The sequence below is a fragment of the Ectobacillus sp. JY-23 genome (assembly GCF_023022965.1).
Taxonomy (GTDB): domain Bacteria; phylum Bacillota; class Bacilli; order Bacillales; family Bacillaceae_G; genus Ectobacillus.
In genome coordinates this window covers 407,033-423,148 of record NZ_CP095462.1, presented here as the reverse complement: position 1 = coordinate 423,148, position 16,116 = coordinate 407,033, and the positions used below count along the sequence as shown (strand labels likewise).

19 protein-coding genes are annotated in these 16,116 nt (G+C 40.6%); 14 read left to right on the top strand and 5 right to left on the bottom strand.

Translation table 11 applies throughout. From position 1 onward, the window contains the following. Nucleotides 1-38: 38 nt before the first annotated feature. Both MUG87_RS02280 and MUG87_RS02275 read left to right on the top strand, forming a co-directional pair. Nucleotides 39-965, top strand: coding sequence for a PD-(D/E)XK nuclease family protein (locus MUG87_RS02280; protein ID WP_247085148.1), 927 nt, complete (start codon nt 39-41; stop codon nt 963-965). Nucleotides 966-1,065: 100 nt separating this feature from the next. Continuing rightward, nucleotides 1,066-1,818 carry an exodeoxyribonuclease III gene (locus tag MUG87_RS02275; protein ID WP_247085146.1) on the top strand — a complete coding sequence of 251 codons (753 nt, stop codon included), beginning with the start codon at nt 1,066-1,068 and terminating at the stop codon, nt 1,816-1,818. 60 nt (nt 1,819-1,878) lie between these two features. Here the strand turns inward: MUG87_RS02275 and MUG87_RS02270 are convergent, their stop codons facing one another. Continuing rightward, nucleotides 1,879-2,430: a GNAT family N-acetyltransferase gene (locus MUG87_RS02270; protein ID WP_247085144.1), complete on the bottom strand. Its 552-nt coding sequence runs from the start codon at nt 2,428-2,430 to the stop codon at nt 1,879-1,881. Nucleotides 2,431-2,620: 190 nt separating this feature from the next. On the opposite strand from MUG87_RS02270, the gene MUG87_RS02265 reads away from it, so the two are divergent. After that, complete coding sequence (locus tag MUG87_RS02265; protein WP_247085142.1) at nt 2,621-3,769, top strand: MFS transporter; 1,149 nt, start codon at nt 2,621-2,623, stop codon at nt 3,767-3,769. A gap of 108 nt (nt 3,770-3,877) precedes the next feature. Then, on the top strand, nt 3,878-4,357 hold the full coding sequence (locus MUG87_RS02260; RefSeq protein ID WP_247085140.1) for a DinB family protein: 480 nt from the start codon (nt 3,878-3,880) through the stop codon (nt 4,355-4,357). 17 nt (nt 4,358-4,374) lie between these two features. On the opposite strand, the gene MUG87_RS02255 is transcribed toward MUG87_RS02260, so the two are convergent. Next, nucleotides 4,375-5,283 carry a DMT family transporter gene (locus MUG87_RS02255; RefSeq protein ID WP_247085138.1) on the bottom strand — a complete coding sequence of 303 codons (909 nt, stop codon included), beginning with the start codon at nt 5,281-5,283 and terminating at the stop codon, nt 4,375-4,377. A gap of 129 nt (nt 5,284-5,412) precedes the next feature. Between MUG87_RS02255 and MUG87_RS02250 the strand changes: the two genes are divergently transcribed. The 6 genes from MUG87_RS02250 (at nt 5,413) to MUG87_RS02225 (ending at nt 9,714) form a co-directional block, all read left to right on the top strand. Beyond that, nucleotides 5,413-6,039: a peptidylprolyl isomerase gene (locus tag MUG87_RS02250; protein WP_247085136.1), complete on the top strand. Its 627-nt coding sequence runs from the start codon at nt 5,413-5,415 to the stop codon at nt 6,037-6,039. A gap of 119 nt (nt 6,040-6,158) precedes the next feature. Then, nucleotides 6,159-6,854 carry a DUF3959 family protein gene (locus MUG87_RS02245; protein WP_247085133.1) on the top strand — a complete coding sequence of 232 codons (696 nt, stop codon included), beginning with the start codon at nt 6,159-6,161 and terminating at the stop codon, nt 6,852-6,854. Nucleotides 6,855-6,965: 111 nt separating this feature from the next. Beyond that, a complete protein-coding gene (locus MUG87_RS02240; protein WP_247087453.1) occupies nt 6,966-7,244 on the top strand; it encodes an ArsR/SmtB family transcription factor in 279 nt (92 codons plus the stop codon). A gap of 17 nt (nt 7,245-7,261) precedes the next feature. Beyond that, nucleotides 7,262-8,179: an ABC transporter ATP-binding protein gene (locus tag MUG87_RS02235; protein ID WP_247085131.1), complete on the top strand. Its 918-nt coding sequence runs from the start codon at nt 7,262-7,264 to the stop codon at nt 8,177-8,179. After that, entirely contained in the window at nt 8,176-9,267 is a 1,092-nt protein-coding gene (locus MUG87_RS02230) for an ABC transporter permease (RefSeq protein ID WP_247085129.1), read from the top strand. The genes MUG87_RS02235 and MUG87_RS02230 overlap by 4 nt, the downstream gene beginning before the upstream one ends. Nucleotides 9,268-9,279: 12 nt before the next feature. After that, complete coding sequence (locus MUG87_RS02225) at nt 9,280-9,714, top strand: DUF6526 family protein (RefSeq protein ID WP_247085127.1); 435 nt, start codon at nt 9,280-9,282, stop codon at nt 9,712-9,714. Between the two features lie 42 nt (nt 9,715-9,756). On the opposite strand, the gene MUG87_RS02220 is transcribed toward MUG87_RS02225, so the two are convergent. Next, the gene (locus MUG87_RS02220; protein ID WP_247085125.1) at nt 9,757-10,065 is read right to left on the bottom strand and encodes a hypothetical protein; all 309 of its coding nucleotides are present in this window, start codon (nt 10,063-10,065) and stop codon (nt 9,757-9,759) included. A gap of 196 nt (nt 10,066-10,261) precedes the next feature. On the opposite strand from MUG87_RS02220, the gene MUG87_RS02215 reads away from it, so the two are divergent. The 3 genes from MUG87_RS02215 (at nt 10,262) to MUG87_RS02205 (ending at nt 13,344) form a co-directional block, all read left to right on the top strand. Next, nucleotides 10,262-10,981 (top strand): YebC/PmpR family DNA-binding transcriptional regulator, encoded by a 720-nt coding sequence (locus MUG87_RS02215; RefSeq protein ID WP_247085123.1) that lies wholly within the window; start codon nt 10,262-10,264, stop codon nt 10,979-10,981. A 97-nt stretch (nt 10,982-11,078) separates the two neighbouring features. After that, nucleotides 11,079-12,530, top strand: coding sequence for an aminoacyl-histidine dipeptidase (locus tag MUG87_RS02210; protein ID WP_247085121.1), 1,452 nt, complete (start codon nt 11,079-11,081; stop codon nt 12,528-12,530). A gap of 151 nt (nt 12,531-12,681) precedes the next feature. Next, nucleotides 12,682-13,344 carry a hypothetical protein gene (locus MUG87_RS02205; RefSeq protein WP_247085119.1) on the top strand — a complete coding sequence of 221 codons (663 nt, stop codon included), beginning with the start codon at nt 12,682-12,684 and terminating at the stop codon, nt 13,342-13,344. A gap of 61 nt (nt 13,345-13,405) precedes the next feature. Here the strand turns inward: MUG87_RS02205 and MUG87_RS02200 are convergent, their stop codons facing one another. After that, a complete protein-coding gene (locus MUG87_RS02200; RefSeq protein WP_247085117.1) occupies nt 13,406-13,567 on the bottom strand; it encodes a hypothetical protein in 162 nt (53 codons plus the stop codon). Between the two features lie 100 nt (nt 13,568-13,667). After that, nucleotides 13,668-14,471 (bottom strand): alpha/beta fold hydrolase, encoded by an 804-nt coding sequence (locus tag MUG87_RS02195; RefSeq protein WP_247085115.1) that lies wholly within the window; start codon nt 14,469-14,471, stop codon nt 13,668-13,670. Nucleotides 14,472-14,609: 138 nt separating this feature from the next. Here MUG87_RS02195 and MUG87_RS02190 point away from each other — a divergent pair, with 138 nt between their 5' ends. After that, nucleotides 14,610-16,061, top strand: a complete 1,452-nt coding sequence (locus MUG87_RS02190) for a protein adenylyltransferase SelO (protein WP_247085113.1) — start codon at nt 14,610-14,612, stop codon at nt 16,059-16,061. Nucleotides 16,062-16,116: the final 55 nt, after the last annotated feature.

Genomic DNA, 16,116 nt, shown 5'->3' with positions numbered 1-16,116 from the left:
TTGTTATTTGCTATAATGTAAGAAAGGGAGTGATGTACGTGTTTGAAGTAAAGCCCTATCCAGAGTTTTCATGGTCAATGAGCCGACATAAAACCTTTTTTACGTGTAGACGTAAGTATGCTTATCAGTATTATGTTTCCCATAACGGTTGGCGTTTTGATGCGCCGCCAAGCGCACAAGAAGCGTACTTTCTGAAAAAACTGAGCAACCTCCACATGTATGTCGGAGATGTGCTTCACCAGGTGATACATGCATTAATAACAAACTATCGCGGCAAACCACTGCCCCCTCTTCCAAATATAGAAAAGCATGTTCGTGACAAGTTGAATCAAGCTTATAGGTATTCACAAAATCAGCACCTTTGGCACCAAAAGCCGAAAGATGTACCACTTTTACGTGAGCTGGTGTATGGAGAGACACCAGAAGCTTCCGCTATTTCTGACATCACTGCCCGCTTACAAGCTTGTTTGGAGCATCTCTACCAAAGTACGAGCTTTCAAGATATTATGCAAGGGAAGCATATCCATCTGTACGAATCGGAGCAATTCCATTCGTTTCGATTAAACGACATTAAGGTTTTCGTGGTAATGGATGTCTTATATGAAAATGAAGCACGCAATATCTGGACCATTACAGATTGGAAAACAGGAAAAGAAACAGAGGAAGATCGCAATCAGCTTGCTTTGTATGCAATGTACCTGCATGATACCTACCATATTCCGCACAACAAAATTGAAATTCGGAATGAATACTTGGCAACCGGATGCAGCCGAACGCATGCAGTGGAGGTTGAGGATTTAGATCAGGTGCATGATATGATGCTGCTAAGTGTTGGGCAAATGCTTCAGTATGTAGAGGATGTAGAACGCAATAAACCGATTGATTTATCTTTATTTGAAAAGCAGGAGCACCCGCAAAAGTGTGCGTCTTGTAATTTTTTAAAGATTTGCCAACCATCACTTTAAGTTATATTGAAATAATTTAAAAATTGTATAACACCGTTATTTTTTTCATAACAAACATAATTTACTATACTAAAAAATAATCACATGAGGATACATAGCAATGAAATTGATTTCTTGGAACGTAAACGGTCTGCGCGCTTGTGTGCGCAAAGGCTTTTTAGACTATTTTTATGAAATGGATGCAGATATATTTTGTATCCAAGAAACAAAGCTACAGGAGGGACAAATCCATCTGGAATTAGATGGATACTACCAATACTGGAATTACGCTGAGAAAAAGGGGTATTCAGGTGTTGCGGTGTTCACAAAACAAAAGCCGCTTTCAATTTTCTATGGGCTCAATGCAGATTCTGAACCAGAAGGGCGGATTCTAACACTCGAATTTCACGATTTCTACCTTATCAACGTCTATACACCAAACGCACAGCGGGATTTAGCCAGATTGCCATACCGGCTAGCTTGGGAAGATCGGATGCGCGCTTATTTACAAAAGCTACATACTGTGAAGCCAGTCATTATGTGCGGCGATTTAAATGTCGCTCATCAGGAAATTGATTTGCGCAATCCAAAGCCGAATAAAGGGAATTCTGGTTTCACTGATGAGGAACGTAACAAGTTGACAGAGTTGTTAGCAAGTGGGTTTGTCGACAGCTTCCGTTATTTACAACCACACCAAGAAGGCGCTTATACATGGTGGTCGTATATGAACGGTGTACGGGCACGAAATATCGGATGGCGTATCGACTACTTCCTTGTTTCCCTGCAGCTGGCAAGTAATATAAGAGAGGCTGCCATACATGCACATATTTTGGGAAGTGATCACTGTCCAGTTATACTAAGATTGAATATATAAAAACCAAACGCTCTACACAGAGCGTTTGGTTTTTATATCAGCACACCCATTGTTTCATTGTCATACTTGTTGTTCATATCCAAGCCACAGACCCATTGCGATAGCATCAATATAGACGCCATTGATATAAGCATCATGTTTCAATATCCCTTCTTGCTGAAAACCTAGCTCACGATATAAAGAAATAGCACGCGTATTTGGTTCACTCACAATAAGGTTAATTTTCTTCGTAATGCCATTTTCCCGCGCCCATTGAATGAGCATTTGCAACAGGTATCGCCCAATGCCCATTCCCGTATATGCCTGAGCCACCACAATGCCTAATGTACCATTGTGTTTGTTTCGGGCCTTTTGACCTGATGTAATAGAAGCAATACCTGCAAGATGATCGTTAATGAATGCAAGTAAAATAATGGAGCTTTGCGCAGCTTTCGTAGCTGACACGAACTCTTGATAATCCGCTAATGATTTATTAAACTCATTAGATCCGAATGATAGAAAGTCGCTTTCGCCGCCTACCACATTGTAAAAGTCAATCATATTTTGTGCGTCTTCACGAACAGCTTCGCGAATATATACGTTTACCCCATTTTTAGCTGTATATGTTTGCAATGTTTCCCACTTCTTTCATCAATATTTTGTTTATCATAATACGATTGATGCTATTTGAAAAGCTGTTTGTATACAGTAAGGAGTAGTGATGTTACAATGAATACAATCTAAATAGAAGGGCAGGAGTCCAATGTAAGGAGCCAAACGAAATGTTAACCTCAAAATTGAATAAAAGAGGAGGCGTCTAGAAATGAGACGTTTATTTCGTTTGCTACTTATTAATCAAATCCTTGCCAATGCGGGAGATGCTTTATACATCGTTGCACTAATTGCAATGGTATATAAACACACACAGCAAGCTTCGGCAGCTGCCGCTGTACCTGTTGTGATTACACTGTCTTTATTTATCAGTGGCTTCTGTCTGCCTTATGCATTACATCGTGTAAAACATGGACAGATCCTGCTGGTCACACAATTGCTGAAAACCTTGGTGTTAAGTTTCATTTGCTATCAGGGATATCCGCTGTACGTCTTGTTTGCTCTTGTAGCTATAATTGCGTTTTTAGATGGATTTGCAAGACCAGTACAAACTTCATTTATTCCCAAGTTGTCAACTGATGTATTAAAGGCAAATAGCATTGTGCAAATTTCTAACCAAGTCATTCAGCTTATGAGCTGGCCACTCGGTAGTACACTTGTCGTACTATACTCTCCTAAACATGTCTTGTTATTGGCACTGCTGTTATATGCTTTTTCCTTAGTGGCCGGAGGTGTTTTTCAATCCTTGCTTCATGAAGAGAAACCGGAAGCACTAACTACATCAACTTGGAAAGAAATGCTTGTCGGCTGGCAGGTCGTGCTATCACAGCGCTTTGTACGTATCATCACAATACTGTTGGCACTGGAAAGTATGAGTAGTGCTGTCTGGATTTCTGCCATTCTACTGGTTTACGTACATGCGCTCGGAGTTAGCGAAATATGGTGGGGATACATTAACAGTACTTTCTTTATTGGTTTGCTTGTCGGAGGCATTGCGATTTTACGCTTACATTCCTATGTAAATCCAAGAGCCTTACTGATGTTTACAGCTGCTATTACCAGCGCTACAACCATCGGCTTTTCTATTAACCGTTCTATCATGATAGCTTTGTTGCTCACGTTTCTATTTGGTATAGCAGATCAAATGAAACAAATTCACCTTCACACCATGTTACAACAGAAAATTTCTCAAACCAAATTACCATTTGTTTATGCAACTCACCAGTCTGTCACTTCACTTTCCTTTAGTATGGGTACCTTGCTTTTCGGTAGTATCGCAGATGAAATGAATGTGTTTGCCGCGTTCGTTGTAGCCGGAGGAATATACATGTTAGGGGTTTTGATGATAAAGAAAATGTAGTTACAAGCAATACCAAAAGAAGGAAAATAAATCATGAACAAGAACTACATAAAATAAAGTATCGTCATCTGACCTATCCTTGATCAGAAATAAGAAACGGAGGCAACTATGGAAAATCTTTTGTTTACACATATGAAAACAGTAAGAACCATCACTGAAAATCTCATGGAGAAAATACCTGAAAGCTTAGCTGATAGTGTACCGGAAGGCTTTAACAACAGCATCCGCTGGAATCTTGGTCATATCCTCTTTGTGCAAGAACGTCTTGTTTTTGGAGCAGCTGGTGAAATACTTCAAGTGCCTTTGCAATATGAGAGATTATTCGCAGCTGGTACAAAGCCAGCGGATTGGCAAGAAACACCGCCTTCCTTTGCGCAATTGCTTACCGAAAGTAAGTTGCAACAAGAACGTATTCAAACCTTTATACCAGAGCGTCTCGAGGCAAGGCTTCCTGGACCGTTTACAAATCGTTCCGGCATGACATTTCATACCATTGGTGAAACATTTTTATTTAGTTTCTATCATGAGGCACTGCATGTTGAAACGATTAAAAGATTATATCGTACGATTCAAGAACGTAACGATTAACAGAAAAACACACGCTATTACAGCGTGTGTTTTTCGCATTCTATCTCAGCTTCTGTCTGATGTCCTCGTACGATAATGACAAGTAAAGCGCCGGAAAGAACGCACATTCCGCCAAGCATTTGCCATTGTGATAAACGCTCTCCCAAAAATGCGGCCGATAAACCGATGGTAACAAGCGGCTCAATCATAGAAATAATGGAGGACTTGGTAGAACCAATGAGCGACAACCCCTTAAAGAATGTAAGCATGGTCATAACAGTTGAGATGAAAACAATTGCCGCTACAGGAAGCCAAACCCTCCAGGAGAAGTCTATAGAAAGGGTACCTTGCCAGATACTCACCCCAAACAAAGAGGCGGCTGCAAATAAAGCGATGTAACCACTTGTTACAATAGGCGATACTGTCTGAAGAACACGGTTGCTGTAAACAATGTATAAAGAATATACGACCGCGGCCGCTATCGCATATATAACACCGCTCATCTTTAGTACGTCAAAGGAAGCACCGAGTACTAGCACAAGTCCGCCCAATGATAACACGATCGCTGAAACCGTTTTTCTTGTAACGGCTTCTCCTTCTAATACAAAAGATAACAGCGTAACAAAAATAGGAAACATGTATAAAAGTAGTGCTGCAAGCGAAGAAGGTATGTACTGGATAGATGAAAAATACGTTAATGATTGAATTGTATACAGTCCGCCTCCCAATACAATCAGGCTTGTACATTCCTTTCTCCCTACCCTTACACGAAGCTTCTTCATCATACTGTATAAGAAAAAGAGAAGGGCCGCGAATAAAAAGCGAAAAAATAACAGAGCCGTCACGTTAATGCCGCCTTCATACGCATACAGCGCAAAAATGGGCATCATGCCAAACCCAATCGCAGACAAGATAATACATATCACACCAACATAATAACGATCCATGCTTACACCCCTTGTCATTACATGATTTTTCCATATAGTATATCATTACGGCATGCCTGATATATACATCTGTTTTGAAAAAGAGTACAATAAAAGCGTTGTAAGCATACATAGAAAGGAACGAACACAATGAAACTAAAAGCATTTCTGTATTCACTTTGCCTCATGTTGTTACTCGTGGGCTGTTCAGACGGGGACAAGCCTAAGACAGAAACCGTCAAGAAAATAAAGGTGGATAAAAATCCAGTAGTAACAATTGTCATGGAAAACGATAAACAAATAAAAGCAGAGCTATATCCGGATATTGCCCCAAATACAGTCTTAAACTTTATCTCACTGGTACAAAAAGGGTTTTATGACGGTACAACGTTTCATCGCGTCATCCCAGGTTTTATGATTCAAGGCGGTGATCCTACTGGAACAGGAACTGGTGGTCCTGGTCACACCATCAAAGGGGAATTTACAGCTAACGGTTTTAAAAATAATTTAAAGCATCAAACAGGTGTGCTTTCTATGGCGAGAGCAAACGATCCAAACTCGGCAGGTTCGCAGTTTTTCATTATGGTGGCAGATGCCTCGCAGCTTGATGGAGAATATGCGGCATTTGGGAAAGTCATTGCAGGTATGGATGTTGTCAATGAAATTGTTAATGTGAAGCGTAATAGTGTAGATAAACCCCTAACCGAACAAAAGATGAAAAAGGTCACAGTTGAGACATTTGGATTTAACTACGATAAACCCGTAATTAACGAATAAAAAACGCAGGAGCATTATCCTGCGTTTTTTATTCGTTATGTCATATTTTGATAAAGAAATGAATTGCGTTCCGGTGTACTTCATACTACAATATGATTTTGCAGAAAGGAGCGAAAGTGATGAAATTATTTGATATATTCCTTATCCTACTGAGCTTTCTTCTTCCCATTGCAGGCTATATAAAACAATTTCCAGTGATGTTATCTATTTTTCTTGGCGGTCTGTTATTTGTAACGAGCGTAGCAAGCTACATGACAAAGCGCACTTCTTCTCGTTTCTGGAGCTGGATCACATACAGTGCGTTTTTTACGAATATATGGGTACTTTATGATACGTTTGTGACGGTAGATACGCTTATATCTCATGCGAAAATTGCTGCCTGTGTCGCAATCATTCCATTTGTGTTCAAGTTCCGCACGTACGCCATCACAGGTGCTTTGCTTGGTTTATGGGGAGCCGTTCTGTGGGATATCAAGGAAACACAGTCATTACTTACATTGCAAAACATGTTAAATACGTTTACAACAGAAAGACTGTATCTATTACTTATGATTGGCGGTTTTTTGATTGGTGGCTTATTAAGCCCTCGCAGAGACGAAGAACCAAAAAAAGAAAGGCGAAAAAAGAAACGGAAACGCCCGAGCTATCGTATTTCCTTACCTCGCTTGCCTAGATTGCCAAACGTTCATTTACGCAAAAAGAAGGCTCTTAACCGGCAGAAACAAGAGCCGAAAGAAATGGATTTTACTATCAATACTGTAGATAAACCAGTAGAAGGACAAACACGTATGGAGAGAAGAAAATATCGCTCTTAAAAAGAACGCAACTGTTGCGTTCTTTTTATATTTATTATTATTTGACAGTACAACCTAATCATCACTATACTTAACCATATGGTTAAGTATAGTGATGATTATTTGGATGATGTGTTTTCGGTATTAGCAGATCCCACTAGAAGAAGCATTCTTGAGATGCTTGCAGATGGAGAGAGGAGTGTTACAGAACTGGCAGCTCCGTTTGACATGTCGCTTCCAGCAGTGTCTAAACACTTAAAGGTGCTAGAGCAAGCTAAACTCGTTTCGCAGCGCAAAGAAGGCAGAACTCGCTATTACTGCTTGCGTGAACATGCATTGAATCCAGCGTGTGAATGGATGAATCGCTTTCAAAAGTTATGTACGTGGAAGCGGCTATTTAAACGGAAATAGAATGAGAGGTGCATACGATGGAACCCATCATACGGGTACAAGGTCTTGTTAAAACATATGGTGACTTTCAGGCGGTCAAAGGCAATACGTTTGAAGTACAAAAAGGAGAAATTTTTGGCTTGTTGGGTCCAAACGGCGCTGGGAAAACAACGACGCTGGAAATGCTCGTTGGACTAAGAAAGCCAGATGGTGGTACAGCCACTATTGCAGATTATGATATTGTTACAGACTTGCAAAAAGTAAAAGAAGTGATTGGTGTACAGCTACAATCTACCACGTTATTTGAATTATTAACTGTTGAAGAAATTTTACATCTGTACGCCAGCTTTTATCCAAAGCATGTTTCTATTCCGGATTTAATTGAAGATATGCTGCTGACAGATAAGCGAAACAACAGGATTAAAGGCCTATCAGGCGGTCAAAAACAACGCCTTGCTATTGCTTTAGCACTGGTTCACGATCCGCTGGTTATCTTTCTAGATGAGCCAACAACAGGACTTGATCCCCAAGCAAGACGTACATTATGGGATATTGTTTTGCGCTTAAAAGAGCGGGGCAAAACAGTTATGCTGACTACCCACTATATGGATGAAGCTCATGTGTTATGCGACCGCATTGCCATTATGGATCAAGGTACATTGATTGCTCTAGATACACCAAATGAGCTCGTCAAGCAATTACAATCCAGTAGTGCAGTGCAATTTCGTTTTGGTGAAGAACATACAGTGGACCTTGCTGCTATAGATGGTGTAAAACAAATAGGTTCACAAAAAGATTTTCATATTCTATATACAGATGATTTACAAGCAACACTTACAAGTCTCATTGCTTTTGCTGCGCAGCATGACCTGCAGCTCCTTGACTTACAAACAAGAACAGCGACACTTGAAGATGTGTTTATACATATGACAGGAAGGAGCTTGCGAGAAGCATGAGAGCATATTGGCAATTAACTCTAACGCAGCTGCGCATTTTTATGCGCAATCGACAAGTGTTATTTTGGACGCTTGCTTTTCCGATTTTTTTAATGGTTATGCTCGGATCTTTTTTAGGGAATGGCAACGGAATGAGTGTAACGCTAGGGATAGTAGACCAAGATCAATCCGCACAATCAAGCGATATGCAAAAAGCACTAAAATCCTACAAAGCCATCGATGTCCAAACATTAGAGAAAGAATCTACAGCCTTGCAGCAATTAAAAAAGGGCGATATTCAGCTTGTTGTTGTCATACCAAGAGGATATGGACAAACAATCTCAGCCGGTTCTAATCCTGCTTCCATTCCGGTATATTATAACGAAACCAATATGGCTGTCTCACAGGTCGGCTTGCAATTGGTCAACAATGTCGTGGACGGCATCAGTAAAGAAAAAACGGCGTACCAGCCTGTGGTTGTTACGGATGCCAAAGGTGTAGAAACACTAAATTTACAGTATATTGATTTTTTAGTTCCAGGTATTGTAGCCATGATGATTATGAGCAACAACATGAATGGGGTGGCCGGCCAAATTGCCGCTTGGCGAGAAAGAGGCATTCTAAGACGTATGCAAGGAACAACACTTAAAGCCTCTACCTTCATCGCCGCTCAAATCTCAGCTCGGCTCGTACTTAACGGGCTTCAAGCTTTGATTGTCCTCGGCGTCGCACGTCTTATTTTTAATGTAGAGGTAAGAGGTTCCTGGTTCACGTTAGTGAGCTTTGTTATTTTAGGGACACTGGCATTTATGGCGATTGGCTTTATTATTGCCGGTATTGCGAAAACACCGGAAAGCGCTGCACCAATTGCGGGATTTTTATCGTTTCCGATGCTGTTTCTTGGCGGTGTCTTTTTCCCAATTAAAAATATGCCAGAATTTTTACAGCCTATCGTCCATGTGCTTCCCATCGCCCATCTCAGTCATGCATTGCGTGAGACAATGAATGTTGGGGCATCCTTTGCAAGTCTTGGTATGGAAGCCGCCATTTTAGGCGGATGGTTAATCGGAGCATTTATTATCGCTAGTTACACATTCAAGTGGGAATAAGGGGGAAAAGTGATGAAGGAACAAAATTATCAAAATCATACACGCATGCATCCGCTTTATCATTATGTATTATCTGTATTAGTGTTAGGGGCATTGGTCACTGCTATTGTTAATTTGTTTCGCGCAATAAATAGTGATGAGCAAGTGCTTACAGCTACTACTTTAGTTCTTTTGGCAGCGGCACTCTTAATCACGATGGCGTTGGTACGTTTGTATGCCTTAAAAGCCCAAGATCGTGCGATTCGTGCAGAAGAAAGCTTACGCCATTATGTTTTAACCGGAAAGCTGCCAAATCCATCACTTACAATGGGGCAAATTGTCGCGTTACGATTTGCGTCCGACAGCGAGCTTCCCGCATTGTGCGAGAAGGCGGCAGCCGAAGGAATGAAGCCTGATGACATCAAAAAAGCGATTGAACAGTGGAAAGCTGACTATAATCGTATTTAACAAAAACGCGCCTACTCCGGCGCGTTTTTGTTATGGTGTTTTTTATGAATAACGCATCCACCCCTCCTTGGTACGTACTGCTTTATACTTACCATATGAAAGTAGCTTTAATGCGGCACGTATAGCTGTATAAAACACTAGCATTTTCTGCTCTTCCTCTGTATCTGGGGGATAATCAGCTGATTGATACGCGTAATATGCTGCCATAATGCACGGTACAATCTCTTCTGGCTGAAACTCATAAGAAGTAGCTTCCGTTACGATTGCATCCAATAGACGCTTATCTCCGTATTTTTGTTGCAGCAGTATTTTTACTGCAGACGGCACGATCTCTAATAGTGACTCTTTCATTTCCTTCACCTCATGATGTAGCATATCCTATACGACTTTGCTTATACAAAAGAGGCGGTTTCCATCTATGAAACTCGCAAATTCCCGTTACATTGCGCTATAATAGAAGATAGTAAGCGAATAAATGTTGAATCGTACGCTTATTTTATACTATTATAATTTTGTGTATATATAATGTTGAAAGCGAGTGTTCAGTATGGGTCGTAAGTGGAACAATATCAAGGAAAAGAAAGCATCAAAGGATGCAAACACAGCTCGTGTTTATGCTAAATTTGGACGTGAAGTGTATGTGGCGGCAAAGCAAGGGGAGCCAGATCCAGAGTCTAACCAAGCTTTGAAAGTAGTATTAGAGCGTGCTAAAACATACAGTGTACCAAAAGCAATCATCGATCGCGCGATTGAAAAAGCAAAAGGTGGTTCGGAAGAGAATTATGATGAACTTCGTTATGAAGGCTTCGGACCAAGCGGCGCTATGGTAATTGTTGATACATTAACAAACAATGTAAACCGCACAGCGGCTGAAGTTCGTTCTGCTTTCAATAAAAACGGTGGTAACATGGGTGTGAGCGGATCTGTAACGTATATGTTCGATGCGACTGCGGTTATTGGTATGGAAGGAAAGTCTGCTGATGAGGTACTTGAGCTCTTAATGGAAGCAGATGTAGATGTACGTGATGTGTTAGAAGAAGATGAGGCTGTTATCGTGTATGCAGAGCCAGATCAATTTCATGCCGTCCAAAACGCGTTTAAAGAAGCGGGCATCACAGAATTTACAGTGGCAGAACTAACTATGCTGCCACAAAATGAGGTTGAACTTCCTTCAGATGCGCAAGCACAATTTGAGAAGTTAATTGATGCATTAGAAGATTTAGAAGATGTACAACAAGTATACCACAATGTAGATTTAGGAGAGTAATTCTTTACAAAACGCCTTTCTTACTTATAGAAAGGCGTTTTGCATTTGCTATCCAAACGCTATAATGGAGAGAGCAAAACAAGGAAGGATGGTACATATGTTTCAATTAGAAGAATTAACACAACATGCCGTATTTGCATTTTTTAAAGAAATCTCTGATATTCCGCGCGAATCCGGAAATGAAAAGCAAGTTAGTGATTATTTAGTTGCATTTGCCAATGAACGTGGTCTCACTGTCGTACAAGATGACGCATTAAACGTTATCATAAAAAAAGCAGCCACACCAGGGTATGAACATGCACCTACGGTTATTTTGCAAGGTCATATGGATATGGTATGCGAGCTAAACAAAGGAACTGTACATAACTTTAAGAGCGATCCCATTTCTTGGCGTATTGATGGTGATATGCTCTATGCGAATGGTACTACTCTTGGGGCGGATAACGGGATTGCGGTCGCATATGCTCTAGCGCTTTTAGATGCGAAGGATATCCCTCATCCAGCACTTGAGGTTATCATTACGACAGAAGAAGAAACGACGATGGGCGGCGCTATCGCGGTAGAGCCAAGCCATTTTACGGGGAAGATTTTCATCAATTTGGACACAGAAGAAGAAGGTAAGCTTCTTGTCAGCAGCGCTGGCGGTGTAAAAGGAAAATTGAACCTTCCGATTGTTTGGGAACATTCACCGTATGCAGAAGCATACCGTATCATTATCGGCGGTTTGCGCGGCGGCCACTCCGGTATGGAAATCAATAAGGAACGCGGCAATGCTAATAAGTTGCTAGGTCGTATTTTACATGATTTGTCGCATTCAGTTTCTTATACATTAGGCGAAATCAATGGTGGATTAAAATCAAATGCCATCCCAAGAGAAGCTGAAGCTGTTGTGGTCGTAGAAAAACAAGACGTAGCAGTTCTAACAAAAAAAGTCGATGAATGGCACACGGTGTTCCAAAATGAATTGCGTGCTTCAGACCCAGGTATATATGTAAAGCTTGAGAAAACAAAAGCAGAGCGCGTATTCTCAAAAGAAACAACAAAAGCGGTCGTACAAGCCATTATGCTAACACCAAATGGCGTTCAAAGTATGAGTTTGGATATTGATGAATTAGTTGTTTCCTCCACAAACCTAGGGGTTATCACAACATCTGATACAGAAGTAAGTATGCAAAATGAAATTCGCAGTTCTGTAAAAAGTTTAAAAGAGCAAACACTTCAGCAAATAAAGGTCATTGCCGAACTACTGGGCGGTACGCTAGAAACGAAAGGCGACTATCCAGAATGGGGGTACAATCCAGATTCCCCCATCCGCGAACTATGTAAAAAGGTATATCAAGCGAAATACGGCAAAGAAGCCGAAATTATTGCGATTCATGCAGGTATCGAATGCGGTATTTTTACAGAAAAAATGTCCGGTCTTGATGCCATTTCATTAGGACCTGATATGTATGATGTGCATACACCAAATGAGCATCTCGACATCCCATCTACAATCCGTACCTGGGAATACTTACTGGCCATCCTTGAAGAAATGAATCATATGTAAAAAGCCTTCATACGAAGGCTTTTTTTCTATAGAAGACTTTTTTGTGTTCAGTTTTTTTTCTAAATTGGTCAAGTGTCTCATACATTGTCCACACTCCATACATATCATGCAATAGCGATACATGCTATAAATTTTATGGGAGGGTTTTATTTTGGAAAAACTACAAAATATGAAGGAAATGAAACGATTAGTGGGGTCTGAAGTGCAAATCAATTTTGCCGGTCCTGAAAAAAGCAAAGGAACATTACGTGCTGTCAAACGTGATTACTGTGCACTAGAATCTAAAGAAGGTATCTATTATTATTCCATGCATCATATCAAAAGCATGAGTATGTTTAATGAAGTAGACAATGCTGAAGAGAATGAAAATAAAGAAAACCAAAAAGAAGAAAACCAAAAAGAAGAAAGCAAAAACGAACAAAAATCTACTTGTTCTGATCAATTATTTAGGGGTTTAAGCTTTGCAACGCTATTGGATAGCATGAAAGGACACCCTATCCAAATCAATCGTAAACTGAAAGGAACTTTGCAAGGAAGATCAGGAAACACATTAATTCTTGAATCTAAGGGCGAGACCATCTTTGTTCCGATGTTTCATATTCAAAGTGTAAAAGTGGATCATAAAAACAAGCAAGAGCAAGGTGAAAACAAAGAGCAGGATGATCAAACAAAGCAAGATAAAGATGGTAACAAAGAACAAGAAGATAAAACAACAAAAAGCAAAAATGAAGACACAAAGAAAAGTTACAAAAATGAAAAAGAAGATAGACGCTACGACTATAAATACAAAAGATCTAGAGGAAGAAGATACTAATTTTATCTACTACACACAAAAAAGCACCTTAATAGGTGCTTTTTTGTGTCGTAACAATCATTTAATTAGCAAATGTAAAAAGTTTAATAATCCCGTGTATCACATACCGCAATAGACGGAATGCATATAACAATAATTCTGGAACACACGCGAATACATTCCAGATAAAATCTCTCCACGTATAGGTATCGTCTATTTTCTTTTGTTTTCGATTTGTAGGCATGTATTCCTCCAAACAGTTTTCTCATATAATCATACGATAAAATCAAAGTGATTTATAGAAAAATAAAAAGAAAGCCTATAACAGCTTTCTTTCTTATCATTCACAAGCTACGTATAAATGTATCTAGCTTTGTGTTAAATAATGCCGGTTCCTCTAAGAAGGGGCAGTGACAACTTTCATTAAAAATCTCTAGTTCGACGTTCGCCAGTGCGTCACGAATTTGTTCTCCAGCAGCAACTGGAATTAATTTTTCCTCGCGTCCGAAACAAAGTAGGGTTTTGCTTTGGAAATCTTGGAAGTCATTGCGATAGTCGACAACAGATTGATCAAATAAAATGGCGCTGGCGATGTTTTCTGGCATAGCCATTGTTTCCTTGAGCATCCAAGTCAAATCTGCTTCATCCACCTCACGTTTAAACATAAGCGGTAAGAATCCTCTTAATAATGCCTCCCGGTCTGTTTGGATACCTCTCATAAAATGAATAAGTGTTGCCATATCGAACGCACCTAGAGGGAAGTCAGGCCATTTAAAATCTGATGCCATTTCATCTACAATAACAGTACCTTTTATATTTTCCTCGCCGAATTGTTTTAAGTATTCCCATACAACGAAAGCACCCATTGACCATCCTACTAATACAACTTCTTTCAGTTGCTTTTTTTCAATAAATGTATACAAATCCTTTGCATATTGCGCAATAGTATGGCCGCTAGTGGTCATTGAGGATTGACCATGACCTCTAAAATCCAGCAGGAAGGTTTGATAATGCTTAGAGAAGTATGGTAATTGCTTTTTGAAGAAGCGACTGCTCATCCACACACCGTGAAGAAAAATAACGGGAGTTCCTGTGCCTTGTTCTGTATAAAACAGCTCTACATCACGATCAATTTTTATATAAGGCATTGTGCACACTCCTTTCGTTTATAATGAATGTATGCGGACATAGGAAAGATATTCTTAGAGGCAAAGTAATAGGGAAAGAATGTATATTTTGTTATACTGAAGGCAATGACCTATCAATATGAATGAAAGAGGCGGACTATGAATCAAGAAATGGGATGGAATCTAGAGCATAGCTATACAAACTTGCCAGAGACATTTTTCACCGTACAAAAACCTACTCCTGTACGCACACCAGCACTTGTGATATTAAATGAACCTTTGGCTGCTTCTCTTGGTTTACATACGGAAGTGCTGCAAAAAGAGGGAGCTGCAATTTTTTCCGGAAACGACTTACCAAAAGGGGCATTACCGATTGCACAGGCCTATGCTGGTCATCAATTCGGACATTTCACCATGTTAGGAGACGGACGAGCTGTTTTATTAGGGGAACAAATTACACCTGAAGGAGCACGCTTTGACATCCAGCTAAAAGGGCCGGGAAGAACACCATACTCACGCAGCGGTGATGGACGCGCTGCACTTGGACCAATGCTTCGTGAATATATCATCAGCGAAGCAGTGCATGCGCTTGGTATTCCTACGACTCGCAGTCTAGCTGTCGTTACAACAGGTGAAGCTGTCATTCGCGAAACCACTCTTCCCGGTGCTGTATTAGCACGGGTCGCTTCCAGTCACTTACGTGTCGGTACCTTTGCTTATGCAGCAAACTTTTGTACACTCGAAGAATTAAAAGAGCTTGCAGATTATGCAATCTGGCGCCATTACCCTGAATCCGCAAAGCAAGAGAATCCCTATGTCTCTTTCTTGCAGGAAGTTGTTAATCGCCAAGCTGCATTGATTGCTAAGTGGCAGCTTGTTGGATTTATCCATGGGGTAATGAATACGGATAATATGACAATTAGCGGAGAAACCATTGACTATGGCCCGTGTGCTTTCCTGGATACCTATGACCGCGGAACGGTGTTTAGCTCTATCGATAGAGAAGGTCGATATGCATATGGCAATCAGCCTTATATTGGCGGCTGGAATTTGACAAGGTTTGCTGAAACACTTTTACCGCTCCTGCATCACGAACAGGATCGAGCCGTGGAACTTGCACAAGATGCACTTTCCGCGTACGCAACCGAATTTGAACGTCATTGGCAAACGGGGATGCGGGCAAAACTCGGACTGTTTCAGGAGGAAAAAGAAGATAAGAAACTTATTGGCGATTTGCTTGTACTCATGGAGGAGCATGAAGCAGATTATACCAACACATTTCGTGCCCTTACCTATCATACCTGTGACAAATCACCTTTGTTTCGCACAGAGGCGTTTACAGAATGGCAACAACGCTGGCAGTCTAGACGAGACAAGCAACCAAACACAAAAGATGAGATACAACAATTGATGCAAGCGAGCAATCCCACTGTAATACCGCGGAATCATCGCGTAGAGGAAGCGCTGACAGCAGCGACAGAAGGGGACTACAGTGTGACGAAGAATCTTTTAGACGCGCTGCAAAATCCATACGTACATCCAAATGACGATACATATACAGCACCACCCCCGCCGTCAAATATTCCTTACCGAACATTTTGCGGGACGTAAAACAGCAGGAAGCATATTCCTGCTGTTTTTATTCATGTGTGACCAACTCGCTTTA

Bases quoted from the DNA above. Each gene is read 5' to 3' on its own strand.
- MUG87_RS02275 (WP_247085146.1), top strand. From the start codon at position 1,066: ATGAAATTGATTTCTTGGAACGTAAACGGTCTGCGCGCTTGTGTGCGC.
- MUG87_RS02265 (WP_247085142.1), top strand. From the start codon at position 2,621: ATGAGACGTTTATTTCGTTTGCTACTTATTAATCAAATCCTTGCCAAT.
- MUG87_RS02260 (WP_247085140.1), top strand. From the start codon at position 3,878: ATGGAAAATCTTTTGTTTACACATATGAAAACAGTAAGAACCATCACT.
- MUG87_RS02255 (WP_247085138.1), bottom strand. From the start codon at position 5,283: ATGGATCGTTATTATGTTGGTGTGATATGTATTATCTTGTCTGCGATT.
- MUG87_RS02250 (WP_247085136.1), top strand. From the start codon at position 5,413: ATGAAACTAAAAGCATTTCTGTATTCACTTTGCCTCATGTTGTTACTC.
- MUG87_RS02245 (WP_247085133.1), top strand. From the start codon at position 6,159: ATGAAATTATTTGATATATTCCTTATCCTACTGAGCTTTCTTCTTCCC.
- MUG87_RS02235 (WP_247085131.1), top strand. From the start codon at position 7,262: ATGGAACCCATCATACGGGTACAAGGTCTTGTTAAAACATATGGTGAC.
- MUG87_RS02230 (WP_247085129.1), top strand. From the start codon at position 8,176: ATGAGAGCATATTGGCAATTAACTCTAACGCAGCTGCGCATTTTTATG.
- MUG87_RS02225 (WP_247085127.1), top strand. From the start codon at position 9,280: ATGAAGGAACAAAATTATCAAAATCATACACGCATGCATCCGCTTTAT.
- MUG87_RS02220 (WP_247085125.1), bottom strand. From the start codon at position 10,065: ATGAAAGAGTCACTATTAGAGATCGTGCCGTCTGCAGTAAAAATACTG.
- MUG87_RS02215 (WP_247085123.1), top strand. From the start codon at position 10,262: ATGGGTCGTAAGTGGAACAATATCAAGGAAAAGAAAGCATCAAAGGAT.
- MUG87_RS02210 (WP_247085121.1), top strand. From the start codon at position 11,079: ATGTTTCAATTAGAAGAATTAACACAACATGCCGTATTTGCATTTTTT.
- MUG87_RS02200 (WP_247085117.1), bottom strand. From the start codon at position 13,567: ATGCCTACAAATCGAAAACAAAAGAAAATAGACGATACCTATACGTGG.
- MUG87_RS02195 (WP_247085115.1), bottom strand. From the start codon at position 14,471: ATGCCTTATATAAAAATTGATCGTGATGTAGAGCTGTTTTATACAGAA.
- MUG87_RS02190 (WP_247085113.1), top strand. From the start codon at position 14,610: ATGAATCAAGAAATGGGATGGAATCTAGAGCATAGCTATACAAACTTG.